General features: G+C 54.1%; 20 protein-coding genes. 13 read left to right on the forward strand and 7 right to left on the reverse strand.

Features of this window, described 5'->3' with window-relative positions; translation table 11 throughout:
- Nucleotides 1-37: 37 nt before the first annotated feature.
- Complete coding sequence (gene narL, locus ACUY4Q_RS11055; RefSeq protein WP_458047058.1) at nt 38-688, reverse strand: two-component system response regulator NarL; 651 nt, start codon at nt 686-688, stop codon at nt 38-40.
- Nucleotides 681-2,477, reverse strand: coding sequence for a nitrate/nitrite two-component system sensor histidine kinase NarX (narX, locus tag ACUY4Q_RS11060; protein ID WP_458047059.1), 1,797 nt, complete (start codon nt 2,475-2,477; stop codon nt 681-683). Before narX ends, narL begins: the two co-directional genes overlap by 8 nt.
- 308 nt (nt 2,478-2,785) lie before the next feature.
- On the opposite strand from narX, the gene ACUY4Q_RS11065 reads away from it, so the two are divergent.
- From ACUY4Q_RS11065 to ACUY4Q_RS11090, 6 genes are all read left to right on the forward strand, one after another.
- Nucleotides 2,786-4,180, forward strand: a complete 1,395-nt coding sequence (locus tag ACUY4Q_RS11065; RefSeq protein WP_458047060.1) for a NarK family nitrate/nitrite MFS transporter — start codon at nt 2,786-2,788, stop codon at nt 4,178-4,180.
- Nucleotides 4,181-4,561: 381 nt separating this feature from the next.
- Nucleotides 4,562-8,305, forward strand: a complete 3,744-nt coding sequence (locus ACUY4Q_RS11070) for a nitrate reductase subunit alpha (protein ID WP_458047061.1) — start codon at nt 4,562-4,564, stop codon at nt 8,303-8,305.
- Nucleotides 8,302-9,840 carry a nitrate reductase subunit beta gene (narH, locus tag ACUY4Q_RS11075; RefSeq protein WP_458047062.1) on the forward strand — a complete coding sequence of 513 codons (1,539 nt, stop codon included), beginning with the start codon at nt 8,302-8,304 and terminating at the stop codon, nt 9,838-9,840. Before ACUY4Q_RS11070 ends, narH begins: the two co-directional genes overlap by 4 nt.
- Nucleotides 9,837-10,547: a nitrate reductase molybdenum cofactor assembly chaperone gene (gene narJ, locus ACUY4Q_RS11080; RefSeq protein WP_458047063.1), complete on the forward strand. Its 711-nt coding sequence runs from the start codon at nt 9,837-9,839 to the stop codon at nt 10,545-10,547. The genes narH and narJ overlap by 4 nt, the downstream gene beginning before the upstream one ends.
- The gene (gene narI / locus ACUY4Q_RS11085; RefSeq protein WP_458047064.1) at nt 10,547-11,224 is read left to right on the forward strand and encodes a respiratory nitrate reductase subunit gamma; all 678 of its coding nucleotides are present in this window, start codon (nt 10,547-10,549) and stop codon (nt 11,222-11,224) included. The genes narJ and narI overlap by 1 nt, the downstream gene beginning before the upstream one ends.
- A gap of 271 nt (nt 11,225-11,495) precedes the next feature.
- Nucleotides 11,496-12,821 (forward strand): MFS transporter, encoded by a 1,326-nt coding sequence (locus ACUY4Q_RS11090; RefSeq protein ID WP_458047065.1) that lies wholly within the window; start codon nt 11,496-11,498, stop codon nt 12,819-12,821.
- A 262-nt stretch (nt 12,822-13,083) separates the two neighbouring features.
- On the opposite strand, the gene ACUY4Q_RS11095 is transcribed toward ACUY4Q_RS11090, so the two are convergent.
- Nucleotides 13,084-13,560 (reverse strand): GNAT family N-acetyltransferase, encoded by a 477-nt coding sequence (locus tag ACUY4Q_RS11095; protein ID WP_458047066.1) that lies wholly within the window; start codon nt 13,558-13,560, stop codon nt 13,084-13,086.
- A 121-nt stretch (nt 13,561-13,681) separates the two neighbouring features.
- On the opposite strand from ACUY4Q_RS11095, the gene ACUY4Q_RS11100 reads away from it, so the two are divergent.
- Together ACUY4Q_RS11100 and tolA are read left to right on the forward strand one after the other, a co-directional pair.
- A complete protein-coding gene (locus tag ACUY4Q_RS11100; RefSeq protein WP_458047067.1) occupies nt 13,682-14,008 on the forward strand; it encodes an energy transducer TonB in 327 nt (108 codons plus the stop codon).
- Nucleotides 14,008-14,430 (forward strand): cell envelope integrity protein TolA, encoded by a 423-nt coding sequence (gene tolA / locus ACUY4Q_RS11105; RefSeq protein ID WP_458047068.1) that lies wholly within the window; start codon nt 14,008-14,010, stop codon nt 14,428-14,430. The genes ACUY4Q_RS11100 and tolA overlap by 1 nt, the downstream gene beginning before the upstream one ends.
- Nucleotides 14,431-14,496: 66 nt before the next feature.
- On the opposite strand, the gene ACUY4Q_RS11110 is transcribed toward tolA, so the two are convergent.
- Complete coding sequence (locus ACUY4Q_RS11110; protein ID WP_458047069.1) at nt 14,497-14,742, reverse strand: DinI-like family protein; 246 nt, start codon at nt 14,740-14,742, stop codon at nt 14,497-14,499.
- Nucleotides 14,743-15,008: 266 nt separating this feature from the next.
- On the opposite strand from ACUY4Q_RS11110, the gene ACUY4Q_RS11115 reads away from it, so the two are divergent.
- From ACUY4Q_RS11115 to ACUY4Q_RS11135, 5 genes are all read left to right on the forward strand, one after another.
- Nucleotides 15,009-15,428, forward strand: coding sequence for a translesion error-prone DNA polymerase V autoproteolytic subunit (locus ACUY4Q_RS11115; protein WP_458047070.1), 420 nt, complete (start codon nt 15,009-15,011; stop codon nt 15,426-15,428).
- A gap of 1 nt (nt 15,429) precedes the next feature.
- Nucleotides 15,430-16,698 carry a Y-family DNA polymerase gene (locus ACUY4Q_RS11120; protein WP_458047071.1) on the forward strand — a complete coding sequence of 423 codons (1,269 nt, stop codon included), beginning with the start codon at nt 15,430-15,432 and terminating at the stop codon, nt 16,696-16,698.
- A 92-nt stretch (nt 16,699-16,790) separates the two neighbouring features.
- Complete coding sequence (locus ACUY4Q_RS11125; protein WP_437891780.1) at nt 16,791-17,066, forward strand: metal/formaldehyde-sensitive transcriptional repressor; 276 nt, start codon at nt 16,791-16,793, stop codon at nt 17,064-17,066.
- Nucleotides 17,067-17,096: 30 nt separating this feature from the next.
- Nucleotides 17,097-18,215, forward strand: a complete 1,119-nt coding sequence (locus ACUY4Q_RS11130) for an S-(hydroxymethyl)glutathione dehydrogenase/class III alcohol dehydrogenase (protein WP_458047072.1) — start codon at nt 17,097-17,099, stop codon at nt 18,213-18,215.
- 149 nt (nt 18,216-18,364) lie between these two features.
- On the forward strand, nt 18,365-20,062 hold the full coding sequence (locus tag ACUY4Q_RS11135) for a methyl-accepting chemotaxis protein (RefSeq protein ID WP_458047073.1): 1,698 nt from the start codon (nt 18,365-18,367) through the stop codon (nt 20,060-20,062).
- Nucleotides 20,063-20,129: 67 nt separating this feature from the next.
- Here ACUY4Q_RS11135 and ACUY4Q_RS11140 read toward each other — a convergent pair whose 3' ends face one another.
- From ACUY4Q_RS11140 to ACUY4Q_RS11150, 3 genes are all read right to left on the reverse strand, one after another.
- The gene (locus tag ACUY4Q_RS11140) at nt 20,130-20,558 is read right to left on the reverse strand and encodes a type II toxin-antitoxin system HicB family antitoxin (RefSeq protein WP_458047074.1); all 429 of its coding nucleotides are present in this window, start codon (nt 20,556-20,558) and stop codon (nt 20,130-20,132) included.
- A gap of 25 nt (nt 20,559-20,583) precedes the next feature.
- Entirely contained in the window at nt 20,584-20,766 is a 183-nt protein-coding gene (locus ACUY4Q_RS11145; protein ID WP_458047075.1) for a type II toxin-antitoxin system HicA family toxin, read from the reverse strand.
- Nucleotides 20,767-20,946: 180 nt separating this feature from the next.
- Complete coding sequence (locus tag ACUY4Q_RS11150; protein ID WP_458047076.1) at nt 20,947-23,328, reverse strand: membrane-bound PQQ-dependent dehydrogenase, glucose/quinate/shikimate family; 2,382 nt, start codon at nt 23,326-23,328, stop codon at nt 20,947-20,949.
- Nucleotides 23,329-23,640: the final 312 nt, after the last annotated feature.

Raw genomic sequence — 23,640 nt, forward strand, 5'->3', positions numbered from 1 at the left:
TGAGGGACAGAACAACTCAGACACTCAAAACGCCGTATCAGAAAATACGATCCTGATGCACCCACACCGCCGCTTCCACGCGTGACTTCAGCCGCATCTTTTTCAGCATATGCTTCACATGAACCTTCACCGTACTTTCAGTAATATCCAGACGGCGGGCAATCATCTTGTTGGGCAGTCCCTGCGCAATCAGTTTCAAAATATCACGCTCACGCGGGGTTAACTGACTGACATCGCGGTCAGAGGCTGAACGGTTGGCGCGCAGGCTTGCCGCCAGTACCGGCGTCAGCGCTTCGCTTAATACCATCTCACCGGCCGCCGCTTGTTGCAGTGACTTCAGCAAATCTTCCGGTTCCATATCTTTCAGCAGGTAGCCGTCAGCGCCGCGTTTCAGCGCGGTGACCACGTCCTCTTCATGATTGGAGACGCTAAAGACGACCACTCGACCCGAAAGGGATTTCTCACGCAGCTTGTCGAGCGTTTCCAGGCCATTCATACCGGGCATGTTGAGATCCAGCAAAATCAGATCCGGATCCAGCGCTTCCGCCAGCTCAATACCTTGCTCACCGTTACTGGCTTCACCCACCACGGTTATCTCTGGCGACATGCTGATGAGCTGCTTGACGCCGGTACGCAACATCGGATGGTCGTCAATCAAAAGAATGGTGGCCGGTTCCTGGTTAGTCATAGTGATCTCCTTGCACTGGTGAGAGAAGATTTTCGGGAATAAACGTGACAATAACATCAGTACCGCCGGACTCTCTCCGCCGCACCTGACAATCACCACGCAAGCTTTGCGCGCGGTCGCGCATGATAATTAATCCGTAATGGTTGGTTCGTTCGGCGTTTTCCGGCACGCCGCAGCCGTTATCACTGACCCGCAATACTACCCGTTTTTCCTGTTGTGTCACCGAGACGGTGACCTCAGTGGCGCCTGAATGTTTCAGTGAATTGCTTAACGCCTCACGGGCAATCTGTAGCAGGTGTATCGCCTGATGCGAAGGCACCAGGCGAGGCGGAAGCTGATAGTCCAGTTTGACCTGAAAACCAAAGCGTGCGCTGTACTCATTGCTGCTCGATTCCAGCGCAGGCCGCAGCCCCGGCTCCGTCAACTGTAAACGGAAAGTGGTGAGCAATTCACGTAATTGCGCCCACGAGGTGTTGAGTTCGGTGCGAATCTGCCCAAGCAGTTGCTGGCTATTTTCCGGCAGGTTTTGCCCCTGCATTTGAAGGCAGCTGACCTGCATCTTCATACAGGACAGGGACTGGGCAATCGAATCATGCAGTTCGCGGGCAATGGTCGCTCGCTCCTCCATCACCATGAGCTGCTGCTGACGCTCCTGATGCCGATCTAACGCCAGCGTGGCGGTGAGCTGTTCCACCAGGGTATCCACCAGTTGCTGCTGATCGTGACTCAAATGACGCCCGTGCGGCAGCTGTGCCAGCAACAGACCGTACTGGGTATGCGTATCCGCCAGGCGCCATTTCAGCGTGGTGCCGCCGGTTGACGGCGGAAGTACGCCGCGCGGGCATAAATGGCAGCCTTTATCATCACAGCTGGCGTTGGACTGACAGGTGAACTCCTGATGATTGTCCTCGTCTTCCATGTCGTAGACGCGCAGTTCAATATCATGCAGCAGCGTCAGACTCTGTAAACCGTTTAACACCGGCGAGAGGCGTTCGCACAGAGGTATACGCGAGTGCAGGCGATGATTGGCCTGCCATAAGAAGGAGAGAATTTCATTTTTTTGCTCAAGTCCGGCGGTTTTCTCTTTGACCCGCTGTTCCAGCACCGCGTAGCTCTCTGCCAGCTCTGCCGACATGTTATTGAGCGCCGTACCCAGCGTCGCCATCTCATTGCGCCCGCTGATATTTGCCCGCTGCAGAAAATCACGCTGGCTGACGGCGCGCGCCATATTCAGCAGCTGTTGCCAGGGCCACAGCAGGCGGGCACGCAGCCAGATAATGGTAAACAACAGGATCAGACCAAGTAAAATGGCCATTACCCGGTGCAGGATGACCACATGCGACACGCGCTGCTCGGTACTGTGGTCAAACGCTGTCACCAGATTGTCGATACGATTCACATAGGTGGTGATTTCGGCAGAAGCCGCCCTTGGCTCGGTGGCCTGTTGCAGGGCGGGGGACACCTCATTGCGCCAGTAGTTCTGTAAGGCCTGAAGCTGAGCTTGCTGACCATCCCGGGCCGCAGCGTCGGCCAGCTCGGGACCGAATGCGGTCAGTTCCATCTCGCGCAGCAAGGGCGCGTCTTCTTCACGCAGCGGGATGGCCGCCAGCAAACGATAGCTTTGCATGCGCAGCGAGCCCGCTTTATTGATGGCATGGGCGCTGCCCTGAACCCCTTGTACCAGCCAGCCTGATACCGCCATGCCTGCCACGCCAATCACGGTGGAAAGCAGCATAGTCAGGGCGACCTGGTTGACCAGCGTCAACGGGGTAAAGAGGCGTTTTAGCATAAGGGGCGAAGCTCCTGCCTGCGGTGGCGAAGAAAAGAACCGCATTGTCCGCCATCACCTGGGGTATACCCATACCCCAAAAGGATTACCCCTTTATCGTCACCTGTTCCAACAAAATGAGTGGGGTTTTGATGGAATCCTTCAGCACCGTGAAAAACCACACTTTTTTTACCCCTTCTTTCTACTCATAAGTGAGCATGATGTTTTTTCGCTCAATATATCGTGAACTTTTCCTTTGATTTATATCAACTTAACTTGCGCGGTAAAAACTAAGGTGGCAGGCGTCGAATCAATAATCAGAGGTGTCTATGAGCCACTCTTCTACCCCGCAAAGGGCATCCGATCGGGTTATCACCGACTGGCGTCCTGAGGATCCTGTTTTCTGGCAGCAACAGGGCAATGGCGTTGCCAGCCGCAATCTGTGGATTTCCGTCCCCTGTCTGCTGCTGGCGTTTTGTGTATGGATGTTGTTTAGTGCCGTTGCCGTTAACCTGAATAAAGTCGGTTTCCAGTTTTCGACCGATCAGCTCTTTATGTTGACGGCATTGCCCTCGGTGTCGGGTGCGCTGCTTCGCGTACCGTACTCCTTTATGGTGCCGGTATTTGGTGGCCGCCGCTGGACGGCGTTCAGCACCGGTATTTTAATTATTCCTTGTGTCTGGCTTGGTTTTGCCGTTGAAGACACCTCCACGCCGTTCAGTACTTTTATTACCATTGCGCTGCTGTGTGGTTTTGCCGGGGCCAACTTCGCCTCCAGTATGGCCAACATTAGCTTCTTTTTCCCTAAAGAGCGGCAGGGTAGCGCGCTGGGCATTAACGGCGGCTTCGGTAACCTCGGCGTCAGCGTGATGCAACTGCTGGCTCCGCTGGCGATTTCGTTCTCCATTTTTGCCTTCTTTGGCGCAACCGGGGTGGCTCAACCCGACGGCAGCATGATTTACCTGGCCAACGCCGCCTGGGTGTGGGTGCCTTTCCTGGCCGTATTTACTCTCGCAGCCTGGTTTGGCATGAACGAACTGGCAACCTCCAAAGCCTCGCTACGTGCTCAGCTGCCGGTGCTCAAGCGTAAACACATGTGGATCATGAGCTTCCTTTACCTGGCGACGTTCGGCTCATTCATCGGTTTTTCCGCCGGGTTTGCCATGCTCTCTAAGACCCAGTTCCCGGATGTGGTCATCATGCATTACGCCTTCTTTGGCCCCCTGATCGGTGCGCTGGCGCGTTCAGCCGGTGGGGCGCTGTCGGACCGTCTCGGCGGTACCCGTGTGACCTTGGTGAACTTTGTGCTGATGGCGATTTTTAGCGCCTTGCTGTTCCTGACGCTGCCCACCAATGGCGTGGGTGGGAACTTTATCGCCTTCTTCGGCGTCTTCCTGATGCTGTTCCTGACCGCCGGGTTGGGCAGTGGTTCTACCTTCCAGATGATTTCGGTGAACTTCCGTAAGATGACGCTGGAGCGGGTGAAAAACGCCGGGGGCAGCGAAGCAACCGCATTGCGTGAAGCGGCAACGGAGACGGCCGCAGCTCTGGGCTTTATCTCTGCGATTGGCGCCATCGGTGGGTTCTTCATCCCTAAAGCATTCGGCACGTCACTGGCGCTGACCGGTTCGCCGGCAGGGGCAATGAAAGTGTTCCTCATCTTCTACGTGGCCTGTGTGGTGATCACCTGGTTCGTGTATGGCAAGAATTCCAATAAAAAGTAAGTAACTGTTGATTATCCTTGCGCGGTTTCATGCCGCGCTTTTTTTTACACTTTCATTAGTTACAACATACTAATGATGTGACATCCATCATGCAGCACCGTGCGCGCTACAGTCTGCAGGGCGTTATACCCCTTAATACCTCCTCAGCAGGTTTTAACCCATTTGCTTTTCAGGGATATGGAATTTATCTATATATATCAGCAATATAAACTTTCAAAACACATCCTCCTTTGGGGGTAGACGTATTTTCCGCCTCACAAAGCAAGCCCGTGCGGCTTGATCGCCATCAATTCTTGTCTCCTTCCATAGCGTTACTTTCGCAGCCAATGCAGCAATGTCGATTTATCAGAGAGCCGTCAGGCTCCAAACAGGAGAGACCCGATGAGTAAATTCCTGGACCGGTTTCGCTACTTCAAACAGAAGGGCGACACCTTTGCCGATGGGCATGGCCAGCTTCTCGAAACAAACCGGGATTGGGAGGATGGATACCGAAGCCGCTGGCAGCATGACAAGATTGTCCGTTCTACCCATGGGGTAAACTGCACCGGTTCGTGCAGTTGGAAAATCTATGTGAAAAACGGTCTGGTCACCTGGGAAACCCAGCAGACAGACTACCCGCGTACTCGCCCGGACATGCCTAACCACGAACCACGTGGCTGCCCGCGCGGTGCCAGCTACTCCTGGTATCTCTACAGCGCCAACCGCCTGAAATACCCCCTGATGCGCAAACGCCTGATGAAAATGTGGCGTGAAGCGAAAGTGGCACACCCTGATCCGGTGAACGCCTGGGCTTCTATCATTGAAGACGCGGATAAAGCCAAAAGCTTCAAACAGGCTCGTGGTCGTGGCGGTTTCGTCCGCTCAAGCTGGCAGGAAGTGAATGAGCTGATTGCTGCTTCTAACGTCTATACCGTGAAAACCTATGGCCCGGACCGCGTGGCAGGTTTCTCGCCGATCCCGGCGATGTCGATGGTTTCCTACGCTTCCGGCGCACGCTATCTGTCGTTGATTGGCGGCACCTGTCTGAGCTTCTACGACTGGTATTGCGACCTGCCGCCTGCGTCTCCGCAGACATGGGGTGAGCAGACCGACGTGCCGGAATCCGCTGACTGGTACAACTCCAGCTACATCATCGCCTGGGGCTCTAACGTGCCGCAGACCCGTACACCGGACGCCCACTTCTTTACTGAAGTGCGTTACAAAGGCACCAAAACCGTTGCCGTAACGCCGGACTATGCCGAAATCGCTAAACTGTGCGACCTGTGGCTGGCCCCGAAACAGGGTACCGATGCTGCGATGGCGCTGGCGATGGGCCACGTCATGCTGCGTGAATTCCACCTCGATAACCCAAGTCAGTATTTCACCGACTATGTGCGTCGTTACACCGACATGCCGATGCTGGTGATGCTGGAAGAGCGTGACGGTTACTATGCCGCAGGCCGCATGCTGCGCGCCTCCGATCTGGTTGATGCTCTCGGTCAGGAAAACAATCCTGAGTGGAAAACCGTTGCCTGCACCGACAACGGTGAGATGGTGGCCCCGAACGGATCTATCGGTTTCCGTTGGGGCGAGAAGGGCAAGTGGAACCTCGAACAACGTGACGGCACTTCAGGTGCGGAAACTGAGCTGCAGTTGAGCCTGCTGGGCAGCCACGATGATATCGCCAGTGTGGGTTTCCCGTACTTTGGCGGTGAAGGCACCGAGCATTTCAGCAAAGTTGAACTGGAAAACATCCTGCTGCACAAATTGCCGGTGAAACGCCTGCAACTGGCGGATGGCCGCACTGCGCTGGTCACCACCGTTTACGATCTGACCATGGCGAACTATGGTCTGGAACGCGGCCTCGGTGATGAGAATTGCGCCACAAGCTACAACGATATCAAAGCCTATACGCCAGCCTGGGCCGAGAAAATCACCGGCGTCTCTGCTGCTAATATCATCCGTATCGCCCGCGAATTTGCGGATAACGCCGATAAAACCCATGGCCGCTCGATGGTCATCATCGGTGCCGGGATGAACCACTGGTACCACCTCGATATGAACTACCGTGGGATCATCAACATGCTGGTGTTCTGCGGTTGTATCGGACAGAGCGGTGGTGGCTGGGCGCACTATGTCGGCCAGGAAAAACTGCGTCCGCAGACCGGCTGGCAGCCGCTGGCATTTGCCCTCGACTGGCAGCGCCCGCCGCGCCACATGAACAGCACCTCGTACTTCTATAACCACTCCAGCCAGTGGCGTTATGAGACCGTTACCGCGCAGGAGATCCTCTCGCCGCTGGCGGATAAATCCCGTTATACCGGTCACCTGCTGGACTTCAACGTGCGCGCTGAGCGTATGGGCTGGTTACCGTCTGCGCCGCAACTGGGTACTAACCCGCTGCACATCGCAAAAGAGGCTGAAAAAGCAGGCATGAGCGCGGTGGATTACACCGTTAAATCGCTGAAAGATGGCTCTATGCATTTTGCCGCCGAACAGCCGGAAAACGGTAAAAACCATCCACGTAACCTCTTTATCTGGCGTTCAAACCTGCTCGGTTCGTCCGGTAAAGGCCACGAATACATGCTGAAATACCTGCTGGGTACTGAGCACGGTATTCAGGGCAAAGATTTGGGCAAACAGGGTGGTGTGAAACCGGAAGAAGTGGAATGGAAAGATAACGGTCTCGACGGCAAGTTGGATCTGGTGGTGACACTGGACTTCCGCCTGTCAAGCACCTGCCTCTATTCCGACATCGTGCTGCCGACCGCCACCTGGTACGAAAAAGACGACATGAATACCTCGGATATGCATCCGTTTATTCACCCGCTGTCTGCTGCCGTTGATCCGGCATGGGAATCGAAAAGCGACTGGGAAATCTACAAAGCCATCGCCAAAAAATTCTCGGAAGTGTGCGTGGGTCACCTCGGTAAAGAGACGGACCTTGTCACTCTGCCGATTCAGCACGACAGCGCTGCCGAACTGGCGCAGCCGTTAGACGTAAAAGACTGGAAGAAAGGGGAATGTGACCTGATTCCAGGTAAAACCGCGCCGCATCTGATTCAGGTTGAGCGTGACTACCCGGCAACGTACGAGCGCTTTACTTCTATTGGCCCGCTGATGGACAAAGTCGGTAACGGCGGTAAAGGCATCGCCTGGAATACTCAGAGCGAAATGGATCTGCTACGTAAGCTCAATTACACCAAGGCAGACGGCCCGGCGAAAGGTCAGCCGATGCTTAACACGGCGATTGACGCGGCGGAGATGATCCTGACCCTCGCACCAGAAACCAACGGCCATGTGGCGGTGAAAGCCTGGGCGGCGCTGAGTGAGTTCACCGGGCGCGATCACACCCACCTGGCGACCAATAAGGAAGAGGAAAAAATCCGCTTCCGCGATATCCAGGCGCAGCCGCGCAAAATCATCTCCAGCCCGACCTGGTCTGGGCTTGAAGATGAACATGTCTCTTACAACGCCGGTTATACCAACGTTCACGAGCTGATTCCGTGGCGCACTCTCTCGGGCCGCCAGCAGCTGTATCAGGATCATCAGTGGATGCGCGATTTCGGCGAAAGCCTGTTGGTGTATCGTCCGCCAATCGACACCCGCTCGGTGAAAGAAGTGATGGGCGAGAAATCCAATGGCAACCCGGAAAAAGCGCTCAACTTCCTGACGCCGCACCAGAAATGGGGGATTCACTCTACCTATAGCGACAACCTGCTGATGCTGACATTAGGTCGCGGCGGTCCGGTTGTCTGGATGAGTGACGTGGATGCCAAAGAGCTGGGTATTGAAGATAACGACTGGATTGAAGTCTTCAATAGCAACGGCGCCCTGACCGCCCGTGCGGTCGTGAGCCAGCGTGTACCGTCCGGGATGACCATGATGTACCACGCGCAGGAACGTATCGTGAACATTCCTGGGTCAGAAATCACCCAACAGCGCGGCGGTATCCATAACTCGGTGACTCGTATTACGCCGAAACCGACCCACATGATCGGCGGCTATGCGCACCTGGCCTACGGCTTTAACTACTACGGAACGGTGGGTTCAAACCGTGATGAGTTTGTGGTGGTACGTAAGATGAAGAACATTAACTGGCTGGACGGCGAAGGCAATGACCAGGTACAGGAGAGCGCAAAATGAAAATTCGTTCACAAGTCGGCATGGTGCTGAATCTCGACAAATGCATCGGCTGTCATACCTGCTCAGTCACCTGTAAAAACGTCTGGACCAGCCGTGAAGGGGTGGAGTACGCGTGGTTTAACAACGTGGAAACCAAACCGGGCACGGGCTTCCCGACCGACTGGGAAAACCAGGAGAAATGGAAGGGCGGTTGGATCCGTAAAATCAATGGCAAATTGCAGCCGCGCATGGGTAACCGTGCCTGGCTGCTGGGTAAAATCTTCGCCAACCCGCATATGCCGGAAATCGACGATTATTACGAGCCGTTTGATTACGACTACCAGGCACTGCATAACGCCCCCGCTGACAGCAAACACCAGCCGATTGCCCGTCCGCGTTCGGTCATTACCGGGAAGCGGTTGGACAAAATCAAATACGGTCCGAACTGGGAAGACGATCTGGGCGGTGAGTTTGAGAAGCTGTCGAAAGACAAAAACTTCGAAAACATGCAGAAGGCGATGTACGGCCAGTTTGAAAACACCTTCATGATGTACCTGCCGCGTCTGTGCGAGCACTGTCTTAACCCGGCGTGTGTGGCGACCTGCCCGAGCGGTGCGATTTACAAACGTGAAGAAGACGGCATCGTGCTGATCGACCAGGACAAGTGCCGCGGCTGGCGTATGTGTATCACCGGTTGCCCGTACAAAAAAATCTACTTCAACTGGAAGAGCGGCAAGTCAGAGAAGTGCATTTTCTGTTATCCGCGTATCGAAGCAGGTCAGCCGACCGTTTGCTCCGAAACCTGCGTGGGCCGCATCCGCTACCTCGGCGTGTTGCTGTATGACGCCGATGCCATCGAAACGGCGGCAAGCACTGAGAACGAAAAAGATCTCTACCAGCGTCAACTGGATGTCTTCCTTGACCCGAACGATCCGAAAGTTATTGAGCAGGCGATCAAAGACGGTATTCCGCTGAGCGTCATTGACGCGGCTCAGCAGTCGCCGGTTTACAAAATGGCGATGGACTGGAAGCTGGCGCTGCCGCTGCACCCGGAATATCGCACGCTGCCGATGGTCTGGTACGTGCCGCCTCTGTCACCGATTCAGTCTGCCGCCGACGCGGGCACGCTTGGCAGCAACGGCATTCTGCCGGATGTCGACAGTCTGCGTATTCCGGTCCAGTACCTGGCAAACCTGCTGACCGCAGGTGACACCGCCCCGGTACTGTTGGCCCTGAAACGTATGCTGGCGATGCGTCACTACAAACGCACCGAAACCGTTGACGGGAAAATTGATACCCGTGCGCTGGAAGAAGTGGGTCTGACCGAAGCCCAGGCGCAGGAGATGTACCGTTACCTGGCGATTGCTAACTACGAAGATCGTTTCGTGGTACCGAGCAGCCACCGCGAACTGGCGCGTGACGCCTTCCCGGAGAAGAGCGGTTGTGGCTTTACCTTCGGCGACGGCTGCCACGGTTCGGACACCAAATTCAACCTGTTCAACAGTCGCCGTATTGATGCGGTGGATGTGACAGTGAAAACGGAGCCGCACCCATGATTGAACTGGTGATTGTTTCCCGTCTGCTGGAATACCCCGATGCTGCCTTATGGCAGCATCAGCAGGAGTGCTACGACGCCCTGGCGTCAGCGGAACACCTGCCCAAAGCCCAGCTTGCAAAGATAACCGTGTTTTTACGCGATCTGCTGAATCAGGACCCGCTGGATGCTCAGTCAGACTATAGCGAGCTCTTTGACCGTGGGCGTGCCACCTCACTGCTGCTGTTTGAGCATGTGCACGGCGAATCCCGGGACCGGGGCCAGGCGATGGTCGACCTGTTAGGGCAGTACGAGCAGCACGGCCTTGAGCTGGACAGCCGCGAGCTGCCGGATCATCTGCCGCTCTATCTGGAATACCTGGCGCAGTTGCCTGCTGCCGAGGCCATCGGTGGTTTACAGGACATCGCGCCGATTCTGGCGCTGCTCAGCGCGCGTCTTACCCAGCGTGAAAGTCATTACGCTGTATTGTTTGATGCCTTATTGGTGCTCGCCAACACGGTTATCGATAACCAGAAAGTGGCCGAAAAGATTGCCGATGAAGCGCGTGACGATACGCCGCAGGCACTTGATGCGGTGTGGGAAGAAGAGCAAGTGAAATTCTTCGCTGAACAGGGATGCGGTGAGTCGGAAATCACCAACCACCAGCGTCGTTTTGCCGGGGCCGTCGCCCCGCAATATCTGAATATCACCACCGGAGGACAGCAATAATGCACTTCCTGAATACGTTCTTCTTCGATATTTATCCGTACCTCGCGGGTACTGTCTTTTTGGTCGGCAGCTGGCTGCGTTATGACTACGGCCAGTACAGCTGGCGTGCTGGCTCCAGTCAGATGCTGGATCGCAAAGGCATGACGTTGTGGTCTAACCTGTTCCACATCGGCATTCTGGGTATTTTCGCCGGTCATGCGCTGGGTATGCTGACGCCGCACTGGATGTATGAGTCCTTCCTGCCCATCGACGTCAAACAGAAAATGGCAATGTTCGCAGGCGGTGCCAGTGGCGTCATGACGCTGGTCGGCGGCGTCATGTTACTCAAGCGTCGTCTGTTTAACCCGCGTATTCGCGCCACCTCAACCACGGCGGATATCCTGATTATGTCGCTGCTGATGCTGCAATGTGCGCTGGGTCTGCTGACTATTCCGTTCTCCGCTCAGCATATGGACGGCAGCGAAATGATGAAACTGGTGGGATGGGCGCAGTCGGTGGTGACCTTCCATGTGGGCGCATCGGCGCACCTCGACGGTGTTGCGTTTATTTACCGCGTACACCTGGTGCTGGGAATGACTTTGTTTGTGCTGTTCCCGTTCTCTCGCCTGGTGCACATCTGGAGCGCGCCGGTGGAGTACCTTACGCGCAAATACCAGATTGTGCGCGCGCGTCGCTAGTCCGTCTTTCTGAATGATAAAACCCTGCTTCGGCAGGGTTTTTTTATGGCGGTACGCCAGGATTATGCACGCTCTCGTTATCTTCCTGAAGAAAGCGATGGGGTTTCCCGCTACACTGCCATACAGCCGCTTTTTGCCCGAAAAATGTGACCGCAATGAATATTTTACGGTGAAAGCAGGGCGGTTATCACATTTTGAACGTTAGCTGCTGTGCGAAATTCGCACTGACAGTATATCTATTATAGAAACACTGTCATCACTTGGAGGGGCTATGTCACAGCCTGCACAGCAATCTCTCGACCAGACGGCCCAGCCAGAAGGGGCCACGGCATCACGTAAATTACGTAAGGTTTTACTCGCCACCGGGGTCGGCCATTTTGTTGAATGGTTCGATTTCGGCCTGTACGGCACCCTTGCCGCGATCATCGGTTTGCAATTTTTCCATGCCGAAAATCCCAGCGTGGCGCTGCTTTCATCCTTCGCCGTCTTTGGTGCGGGCTTCATTATGCGCCCGCTTGGGGGGCTCTATTTTGGGTCACTTGGCGACAGGAAAGGGCGGCAAAAAGTTCTGGCGACGGTCATTTTACTGACGTCGGGCGCCACATTTGTGATGGGTCTGCTGCCGACTTACCACCAGATAGGCATTACCGCGACGGTGCTGCTGGTGATAACCCGTCTGGTGCAAGGCTTCGCCGCAGGCGGGGAAAGCTCCGGTGCGACCACCTATCTTGCGGAATATGCACCTGTCCACAAGCGGGGTTATTTCACCTGTTGGATAGATAACTTCGGTTTTATGGCGTTTGTTGCCGGGTCGGGTCTGGTCTTCTTGCTCACCGCTACGCTCGGTGAAAGCACCATGAACGACTGGGGCTGGCGCATTCCGTTCCTGATTGCCGGACCGCTCGGCTGGGTTGGGTTGTATTTACGTAAACATCTGGAAGATTCACCGGAGTTTCTGGAAGCGCAGAAGCAAGGGCAAACCGATGCCACACCGCTGCGTTCTGCGGTGACGCGCGCGTGGGCGGCTCTGCTGTTCTGCGTGGGATTTGTGGTGATTAAGGCGGTTGGTCACTGGACGCTGCAAACCTTTATGCCGGGCTATCTTTCGACCGAACTGCATTATTCGAAGCTGGATTCCTATGCCATCACCACGATTGGCCTGTTTTCGGTAGCGGTACTGGTGCCCTTTATGGGGCTGCTGTCGGATAAATATGGCCGTAAGCCGCTGATGCTGGCAGGGTGCGCGGGCTTTATTTTGCTGAGCTACCCGGCAATGATGCTGATGGCGCAGGGCGATATGCTCTCTGCGGTGCTGGCGATGGTGATGCTGGGAGCCTTTATTGCCGCGTTTGATGGCGCATGCAGTGCGGCGATGGCGGAGTTGTTTCCCACCAGCGTACGCTACGGCGGGTTATCCATTGCCTACAACTTTGCGGTTGCCTTCTTTGGCGGGATCACGCCGTGGTTCTCCGTCTGGCTTATCAGTTCGACGGGCGACAAATTTTCCCCAGCGTACTACGTCATGGGAGCGGCACTGATCACCTTCCTGACCGTTTTACGCGCCCGCGAAACGGCTGGCCAACCCCTGAAACGCTAATTGACTACCTGGCAGTCTACGGCTGCCGGGCCTCTTTTTTGGACTATTTCTGATCAAAAAGTGATCTGTCGATCGGTTTGGTCGATCGATATATTATTTTTATTTGATTAATCCTTTCAATGGTATAGGATTTCAACGTGTTCTGCTCAATTCGCCAACACCAGGCAGCAGAGCACGTTACCCTGGCGAGACTGTATGTGCGCATTCAGGTGGCTCAAGGATGACGTAACAATTCTTGCCGGGGTAACACCCTCAATTGGCACTATTTCTCCAGCACTTTATTCATATTCACCCCCGTGACCCTGAACCCACTGACTTCATACAGGTGTCGGGCTTGTGCATTATCACCTGCAACGCGCAGCTGAATTTGGCGGCATCCCTCATGTGTTAACCTCTCTTCAAGTGCCCGTAACGCTTTGCGGCCCAGTCCTTTATTGCGAAACAGCGGGAACAGATAAAACTCATTAATAAAAACGGATTTCTGCAGCGTATTGGCTTTGTACCACAGGTAACCTATATGCAACTCGCGGTTATTTTCCTGGTGGGTAATGCACAGCAGTGTCTGACCCGGCGTGTTTTCTGCCAGCGGAAAGCTGTTTTTTATTTCCTGCGCGGCCTGAGTGAGCGCTTCGGTTTCACTGAGATGATAATTGGCGGTAATCTCGGCGGCATAATCCGGCACGAAATAGTCCACAAAGCCCTGAAAGGTGGCAGAGGTAATGGGGGTGAAAGCGATCATAAAACGTCCTTTTGCTGATTTTTTCTATTGTGACATAGAACCGCTTTCAGGATTGTTTTGATCAACGCGTCTGCCGTCGTTCTGTTTTAATGTTTTAAAAAATAACGAGAGGGATCCGTTTATGAAAAAAGGTGTATTACTTTTCACCACCATGCTTTTTGCCGGAACCGCGATAGCGAGTGAGCAAAAACCCGTTCTCCTCAATTGCCCCCAACCGGTGATGCCTGCTAAAGCGAGTGCACTACGTATTTCAGGTACAGTGGAATATCAGGCATGGGTCAATGCGAAAGGAGAGGTCTACTCAACGTCACTTAAAGGGGATGAGGTTTTTTTAAAAGAGGTTGAACGGACAGTCAATCGTTGCAAATTCGAACCCGGAAAACCTGGGGTTCATCAGGGGCATGTATCTTTTAACGTCATGACAGAAACAGAAGGTAAAGCAAAATAATGATAACAACTATTTATGCCAGAGCGGGTTATAAATGTGGGGTGTTATTACTGGCTTTTGCGGCGTTATCGCTGGCAGGGTGTACACAAGCAAATCATCATCCAAAAAATAAAGAGGTGGATGACTTACTTGAGGGCATTTCTGAACAAAGCCCAAATGCGGAACTCATGAGATATGCGGGTCAGATAAGAAATGCTATTGAACGTGAAATAAATGACCTTGATGTGTGGAAAGGGAAAACATGCAGTCTGGACATTAAGCTGAATCCAAATGGTTCGCTAAACGACGTTCAAGCTGTCAACGGTGATCCGGGTTTTTGCCATGTGGTGAAATCAGCGATTGAACACGCGAAGCTCCCGGCTCCACCCTCCACTGAGGTCTATGAGCGAATCAAAGTTGCTACGTTGGTTTTCAAAATCTAGCGTTTACTGCTAAACCCATTTGATATCGGGCGTCCGATCTTTTTACCTGCGCACGCCCAACTCGTTTTACTCATCCACCGCCAGCCACATATCGGCCTCTTCAAACATTTCCTGCACTGCGCGGCTGATCTGCTCTTTCTCATGTTTGCTGGCATCGGTGTTAATCGACGGCAGCGTCACCATCGGCTTCACGCGAACCTCTGCATCCGGGAAAATGCGGCCGATACGTTTTGTTAATTCGGCTAAAATGCGCTCTTGTGCGCCAGGCAATCCTGCAAAATTGCGTTTATCGTAAACCAGTTCCACGAACATAACCGTCTCCAGACCCAGATAAAAAACCTGATACGAGTATACTGTAAATACATACAGCATCAAGCGCGGTCTCCTCCTCTTTGCCCATGAAATAAGCAATTAAACGTATTCCGGCAAAATTTACACTTCACCTAAGCTCCTCATCAGGCAATGCTTTAAGGCAAAACGGGGGTTTTGTGTTCAATAACAAGCGCAGCGGTATCTTGATCATCGCGACTGACAAAACTACTGTATATAAAAACAGTAATTAATTCAGGAGGTGATGTATGGAATTTTTCAAACCCGCGGAGCTACGTGTGGTAACCGCTATTCCGCTTTTTAGCGATCTTGTTCAGTGCGGTTTTCCGTCTCCGGCAGCCGATTATGTCGAACAACGCATTGATTTAAACGCCTTACTGATTCAACACCCTTCTTCAACGTACTTTGTTAAAGCCGCAGGCGACAGCATGACGGACGCCGGCATTTCCGATGGTGACCTGCTGATTGTCGACAGCGCCCGCACCGGCGAACATGGCGATATCGTTATTGCCGCCGTCGATGGCGAATTTACTGTCAAAACGCTCCAGCTCCGCCCCCGCATCCAGCTTAATCCCATGAACAGCGCCTACTCACCCATTATTATCAGCAACGAAGAGACGCTCGACATTTTTGGGGTTGTAACCTTTATCGTTAAAGCGACGCGCTGATATGTTCGCCTTATGCGATGTGAACGCCTTTTACGCGTCGTGCGAGACGGTATTCCGGCCCGATTTAAAAGGGCGCCCGGTCGTGGTGCTATCAAATAACGATGGCTGCGTCATTGCGCGCAGTGCAGAAGCCAAACCCTTCATCACCATGGGCGCACCGTACTTCAAACAAAAAGAGGCCTTCAGGCAGCATAACGTTGTCGCTTTTTCCAGCAATTATGAACTCTACGCCGATATGAGCCATCGGGTGATGACGACCCTGGAAGAGATGGTGCCGCGCGTAGAGATTTATTCCATCGACGAAGCCTTCTGTGACCTGACCGGCGTGCGTAACTGCCGGGTCCTCCATGAATTTGGCCTGGAAATCCGCGATACCGTGCTGAAACGAACGCATTTGCAGATTGGCGTCGGCATTGCGCCGACCAAGACGCTGGCGAAACTCGCCAATCATGCAGCCAAAAAGTGGCTGCGTCAGACGGGGGGAGTCGTTGATCTGTCGAACGTGGATCGTCAGCGAAGGCTGATGGCCCTGACCCCGGTCGAAGAGGTTTGGGGAGTGGGGCGGCGCATCACCAAAAAACTGAATGCAATGGGGATAAAGACGGCGCTGGATCTCTCCGAGCAATCCACATGGGTCATCAGAAAGCATTTCAACGTGGTACTGGAAAGGACGATTCGCGAACTGCGCGGCGAACCTTGCCTGGAAATGGAAGAGTTTATACCCCATAAGCAAGAGATTGTGTGTAGTCGCAGCTTCGGCGATCGTGTGTCGAATTACGAAGATATGCGCGAGGCTATCTGTTCCCATGCCACGCGCGCTGCCGAAAAATTGCGGAAGGAGCGCCAGTATTGCCGGTTTGTCTCCGCGTTTGTCAAAACCTCCCCCTTCGCGCCCAATGAACCTTATTACGGTAACAGTGTTGCCTTACCACTGCTGACGCCGACCCAGGACACGCGCGATATTATCCAGGCGGCAACGCGCTGCCTGGATAATATCTGGCGGGAAGGGCATCGATATCAGAAAGCCGGGGTGATGCTCGGCGATTTTTTCAGCCATGGTGTCGCACAGTTCAACTTATTTGATGAGAGCGCGCCGCGACCAAACAGCGAGGCGCTGATGCTGCTGCTGGATACGCTCAATGAAAAGAGAGGAAAAGGGACCCTCTACTTTGCCGGACAGGGCATTCAGCAGCCGTGGCAGATGAAAAGAGAGATACTTTCGCCTCGATACACGACGCGTTTCGCAGATCTGCTGACGGTGCGTTACTAACGACACATTTTTCCCCTCAATGTACGTTCTTCTTTTACAACAGATAAGTGTTTCATGTACCATACCCCTCTATAGTATCAGAGGGAGCAAAAATGCCACATTCACCTGAAGATAAAAAACGCATTCTCACCCGCGTGCGCCGCATTCGTGGGCAAGTCGACGCGCTAGAACGGGCGCTGGAAAACGGTGAGCCCTGCATCGCCATTTTGCAGCAGATCGCCGCCGTTCGCGGAGCGTCAAACGGTCTGATGGGGGAGATGGTTGAAATCCACTTAAAAGATGAGCTGGTCGCGGGGGATACCACACCCGAACAGCGCGCGCTGCGCATGGCAGAAGTCGGTCATCTTTTGCGCTCTTATCTAAAATAAACTTACGTACACATAAAAAGGAAACGTCTGATGAAATCACGTGCTGCAGTGGCTTTCGGGCCGGGTCAACCGCTCAAAATTGTTGAGATCGATGTCGCGCCGCCAAAAAAAGGCGAAGTGCTGGTTCGCATCACCCATACCGGCGTGTGTCACACCGATGCCTTTACCTTATCCGGTGACGATCCGGAAGGCGTCTTCCCGGCGGTACTTGGCCATGAAGGTGGCGGCGTCGTGGTGGAAGTGGGTGAAGGCGTCACCAGTCTGAGCGTGGGCGATCACGTTATTCCGCTGTACACCGCTGAATGTCGTGAATGTAAGTTCTGTAAATCCGGCAAGACCAACCTCTGCCAGGCCGTTCGCGCCACGCAGGGTAAAGGCCTGATGCCAGACGGCACCACCCGCTTCTCCTATAACGGCGAACCGATTTATCACTACATGGGGACCAGTACCTTCAGCGAATATACCGTGGTCGCAGAAATTTCACTGGCGAAAGTGAATCCGCAGGCGCCGCTGGACAAAGTGTGCCTGCTGGGCTGCGGTGTAACCACCGGGATTGGTGCGGTGCATAACACTGCGAAAGTAAAAGAGGGGGATACCGTGGCGGTGTTCGGCCTCGGCGGTATCGGTCTGGCCGTTATCCAGGGCGCAGTCCAGGCGAAAGCGGGCCGTATTATTGCGGTCGACACCAACCCGGAGAAATTCAAGCTGGCGGGTGAAATGGGGGCGACCGATTTCGTGAACCCGAAAGATCACGAAAAACCGGTACAGGACGTGATTGTTGAACTGACCGACGGCGGCGTGGACTTCAGCTTTGAGTGCATCGGTAATGTAAATGTCATGCGCGCTGCGCTTGAGTGCTGCCATAAAGGCTGGGGCGAGAGCGTTATCATCGGGGTCGCAGGTGCAGGTCAGGAGATCAAAACCCGTCCGTTCCAGCTGGTGACTGGCCGTGTGTGGCGCGGCTCTGCCTTCGGTGGCGTGAAAGGCCGTACTCAGTTGCCGGGCATGGTTGAAGATGCAATGGCGGGCAAAATTGACCTGGATCCGTTCATTACTCACCGTTTGCCGCTTGAAAACATCAACGAAGCCTTCGACCTGATGCATGAAGGAAAATCCATTCGTACCGTTATCCATTTCGGCGATAACTGATTCAAGCGCCAGCGGTTTTCGCCGCTGGCGTTTCAATGTTCCAATCTGTGACCTGCCTGACGTTTTTCGCTGTAACAAAACTCCCACAATTGCCGATACCGATCTTACAGGCGTGTTTTACGCTTCTTACTATAAGAGAGTCGATAGCCATGGATAAAACAGCAGCGATGCTCAGAACGCAAGGCATTGGATTTTTGCACAATATTCGGTTGGTTCCCCTGTTTGCAGCAATTTTAAGTGGCATTTTGTTGTTGTTTGCGTTGAGTTCGGGGTTGGCAGGATACTTTCTGGTCCAGGCGGATACCGATCAGCAGGATTTGACTCAGGAAATGCAGGTCCGCATGGGGTTATCTAACAGCTCCAATAACTTACGCATCGCACGTATTAGCTTGATCCATGCCGGGGCGGCCAGCCGCATCGCCGAAATGGAAGAGATGAAAAAGAATATTGCGGATGCGGAAAAACGTATCGAGCAGTCCAAACAGGGCTTTAAAGATTATATGGATCGCGCAGTAAAAACGCCGGAAGACACGGCGCTGGATGCTGAGCTGACCACGCGCTTTACTGCCTATATTGATGGTATGCAGCCCATGCTGAAATATGCCAAAAACGGCATGTTTGAAGCCATCATCAATCATGAAAATGAGAAAGCGCGCATACAGGACGCGTCCTATAACGAAGTCCTGCTGAAAGCCATCAAAATTCGTACGGAACGCGCCAGCCATCTGAGCGCCGATGCCCACGCCCGTACGCAACTGGGGCTGGTGTTTATGGTCATCGCTTTTGCGGTGGCGCTGGTGTTAACGCTCATTACCTTTATGGTCTTGCGCCGTGTGGTGATTAATCCGCTGCAGCGTGCCGCGCTGCGTATTGAGAAAATCGCTGCCGGGGATTTGACTGCTGCAGAAGAGCCTGCGGGCCGCAGTGAGATCGGTCGTCTGACGCGTGATTTACAAGTGATGCAGCAGTCGCTGGTTAAAACCGTGTCGACGGTGCGCGACGGTGCCGATGAGATTTACCGGGGAACCAGTGAGATTTCTGCGGGTAACACCGATCTCTCTTCACGCACTGAGCAACAGGCGGCGGCGATTGAACAGACTGCGGCCAGCATGGAGCAGCTTACCGCGACCGTGAAACAGAACGCAGACAATGCGCATCATGCCAGCAGCCTGGCCCGTGATGCTTCCGGTAAAGCGGTGAAAGGCGGTGAGATTGTTGACGGCGTGGTGCAGACCATGAGCAACATTACTTCCAGCTCGAAGAAAATTTCTGAGATAACCGCAGTCATTAACAGTATTGCTTTCCAGACCAACATCCTGGCGCTGAACGCCGCGGTCGAAGCGGCGCGTGCCGGTGAGCAAGGCCGTGGATTTGCCGTCGTGGCAAGCGAAGTACGCAACCTGGCGAGCCGCAGTGGTCAGGCGGCGAAAGAGATTGAAGCGCTGATCAGTGAGTCCGTTAATCTGATAAGTAAAGGTTCGAACGAGGTCGTTTCGGCAGGGGAAACCATGGATGAGATCGTGACCGCCGTCAAACGCGTCACCGACATCATGCTGGAAATTGCCGCGGCATCTGACGAGCAGAGCAAGGGTATTACCCAGGTGAGCCAGGCGATTACCGAAATGGATAATGTGACGCAACAGAACGCCTCGCTGGTGGAAGAAGCCACGGCGGCGGCCAGTTCGCTGGAAGAGCAGGCGGCGCGACTCACCGAAGCGGTCGGGACGTTCCGGGTTAACGCCTCCAGCGCGCAGCGCATTGAGCGTAAGCCATCAGCCCCGGGCAAAACCTTTACCCCACAACGCCCGGCAACCGCTGGCGGCGGGGATAACTGGGAAACGTTCTGAACACGCCGACACCACCAATAAAAAAGGGCCGAAAGGCCCTTTTTTACTTCATCGGGATGGCGTGAATTTAAGCCGCAAGAATTTCAATCTGGGCTTTGCGCCCCACCTGGGCCAGCGCCAGTTCAAGCTTCTCTACTTTTGACGAGTGTTCCACATCCAAAAGGCGATCAACCTGTGGCGGATTAACGCCAAGTCGACGCGCTAAATCAGCTTTTCGCGTGCCCGTCTCGATCATGGCGTTGTATAACGCCGCTTTCATCGCCACCAATACGGGTGCGCCAACCAGATATTCACCTTTCTCTGGTGGGCTTGCGATGGGGATCGGACGCCGCATGTCCATTTCCAATGAGATTGCTGCAATGATTCCGTCCTGGGCTTCGAGTAACGCCTCTTCAATCGTATTTCCGACAGAATGAAGTAACGGCAGATCACGACAGGAAACGTCCCAACTCTGACTATGGTTATCAAATGTCAGTTTTACCGCGAAGTTAAACATATCAGTACCTCACTAGCCTCGAGGCTCAAAGCCCCAAGTCTTTCATGATTGATTTTCGCAATCCTTCACTCATCTCTTTTGAACCATGATCGGGAAAGATCGATTGCCTGTTGCCCAGGAAGACTTTGAAATGGCTGCTGCCTGAACGATGCTTTTTTAGCGTTGCCCCTTGCTGAATCAACCAGCGTCTGAACTCACTGTATTTCATTAGTCTCTCCTTAGACGACATCAGGAGGCTAACATTTTCGTTTATTTATATAACATTTATGATGTGTTTTACAGTGCGTTTAGGAATTTGACCGGGGGGATACGGACGTCATGATGGCAGGTTTGTTCTGGCAGCCAATAAAAAAGGGCCTTTCGGCCCTTTTTTACGTTTGACTCGCTATCACTGACTATCGGGCAGCGCGTAAGCAATGACGTAATCACCACGGTCAGGAGACTGACGTGCGCCGCCTGCATTAATAATGATGTACTGCTTACCGGTTTTCGGCGAGACATAGGTCATCGGGCCGGACTGGCTGCCCACCGGCAGACGATCCTTCCAGATTTCTTTACCAGTGGCGGTATCAAACGCACGCAGATAGAAATCCTGCGTACCGGCAAAGAACAACAGACCGGACTGCGTAGAGAGCGAGGCGCCCAGGGTCGGCATACCAATCGGAATCGGCATGTGCATGCGAATCCCCAGTGGCCCCGTGTCCTGCACGGTTCCTACCGGCACCTGCCACACCATTTTCCCGCTGGTCAGGTCGATAGCGGACATCGTCCCGAACGGCGGTTTTTGACACGGAATGCCCATCGGTGACAGGAAACGCTCACGCATAGCGCCAAAGGGTGTACCGTCCATTGGCACGATGCCCATCTCGATGCCGCTGGCGTTTTTGGCCACGTTTGCACGCGGAACCATATAGTTCGCCAGCCCCAGACGCATATCGTTCACAAACATCAGGTTGTTGGTCGGGTCAACGGAGACGCTGCCCCAGTTCATGCCGCCCAGTGAACCCGGGAATTGCAGTGAACGATCGAGGCCTGGCGGCGTGTAGACGCCCTGGTGACGCATCCCTTTAAAGGCAATACGGCAGACCAGCAGATCAATCGGCGTGGCGCCCCACATGTCCGACTCTTTCAGCGTCTCGTTGCCAATCATCGGCATGCCAACAGAGTAAGGCTGGGTAGGGGAATAGCGTTCGCCTTGCACATCACCCGCCGGAACCGGGCGCTCTTCAACCTTCGTTACCGGCTCGCCGGTCTCACGATTGAGCATAAAGATCATGCCCTGTTTACTGGTCTGAACCAGCACCGGCGTGGTACCGCCTTTTCCGTTTGGCAGGTCATACAGCAGCGGTTGAGAAGGCAGGTCAAAGTCCCACAAATCATGGTGGGTGGTCTGGAAATGCCAGCGCACATCACCGGTGGTCGCATCGACAGCAACGATAGAAGAGCTGTACTTATCGTCAAGCGCGGTGCGTTCACCTGCGAAGAAGTCCGGCGTCGCGTTACCGGTCGGGAGATAAATAAGGTTCAGTCTGGCGTCGTAAGACATGGCTGACCATACGTTCGGTGTACCGCGCGTATAGGTCTGGCCTTCCGGCGGCAGCCCTTTGAGATCAGGGTTACCCAGGTCCCAGGCCCATGCCAGTTTCCCGGTGTGTACGTCATAGGCACGTACCACGCCCGGCGGTTCGCCGGTGGAGAAGTTATCGGCCACACGGCCACCCACCACCACCACATTCCCCGCGACAAGCGGTGTGGAGGTTTGCTGGTAGTAGCCCGGTTTGATGTCACCCATACCGATGCTCAGATCAACGGTACCGTTATCACCAAAATCTGCACACGGTTGACCAGTATCGGCGTTAATGGCAATCAGACGCGCGTCCGTGGTCGGCAGGAACAGGCGACGCGGGCAGGCAGTCGGTTGGGCATCGGTAGCGGGTGCGATTGCCGTCTGGCTCTCTTCGTAATAACCGAGACCACGACAGCGCTGCCAGTTAGGGGCGGTGGCTTTCGCATCGTAACGCCATTTCTCTTTACCGGAATCGACATCCAGCGCCAGCACTTTACTGTAAGGCGTACAGACAAACAGCGTATCGCCAACTTGCAGCGGGGTGTTCTGGTCTTCGGCACCGGAACCGTTGCTTTGCGGGATGTCGCCCGTGTGCGCAACCCAGGCGACTTGGAGCTTATTGATGTTGTCTTTATTGATTTGATCAAGCGCAGCAAAACGATCGCCGTGTGTGGTATTGCCCCAGTGCTTCCAGTCCTGTTGCTTATCCGCCGGGGTAACCGGCTTAACGGAAACTGACTCGGTGGGGGCGATGACGTTCCAGGTGTGGAACATTCCACCCGCGCTTGCCAGCAGCAAAACAGCCAGCACGGCGGCGACGCCAAAGGCAGGTTTGCTTACCGGTTTCGCCTGGTGTTGCGCACGCATAAACGGCCAGACAACCGCGGCCAGGAAGGCCAGCACACCAAAAGTAAACAGGCGAGAGAACAGCGGCCAGAATGACCAGCCCGCATCGGCTACCGCCCAGACGATCGTGCCAACAAAGGCCAGCGCATAAAGCAGAAGGCCGCTGGTTTTATTTCTGACGATCAACAGCGCGGCGATGAGCATGATGACGCCCATCACCGTAAAGTATGCGCTGCCGCCGAAGGTAATAAGTTTGATACCGAGAATACTGATAGCCAGTCCGATGACGACCATCAGAACGGCGAGAAGCCACCGCAGGAGCGTAATTATCCTGGGCGGTGTGTTACCAGATGCCATGTCCATCTCCTTTAAACCCCTCTCTGGTACGATAAATACGCACGAACCAAATGGATAACCTCTGTCGGGGTGAATAGTTATGATGCAGACCTTTCGGTCTAAAAACGATCATTCAGGTTGTTATCCCAGTGAGGGTGCGAACCATTTGGTGAATGTCATGGGCATGATAAAACTGTTAAATTGTTTAACGCAATTGTTAATAAATAATATCGCATTATTTGAGAAGGGCCCATGCACGGTGCTGAGGACTCCCCAGCAACGATTTTCCTGGCCGGGAGCCCGGGTCGCCAGGGTGGTGGCGGTGAACCACCC

It is taken from the genome of Phytobacter cepae (genome assembly GCF_054165735.1).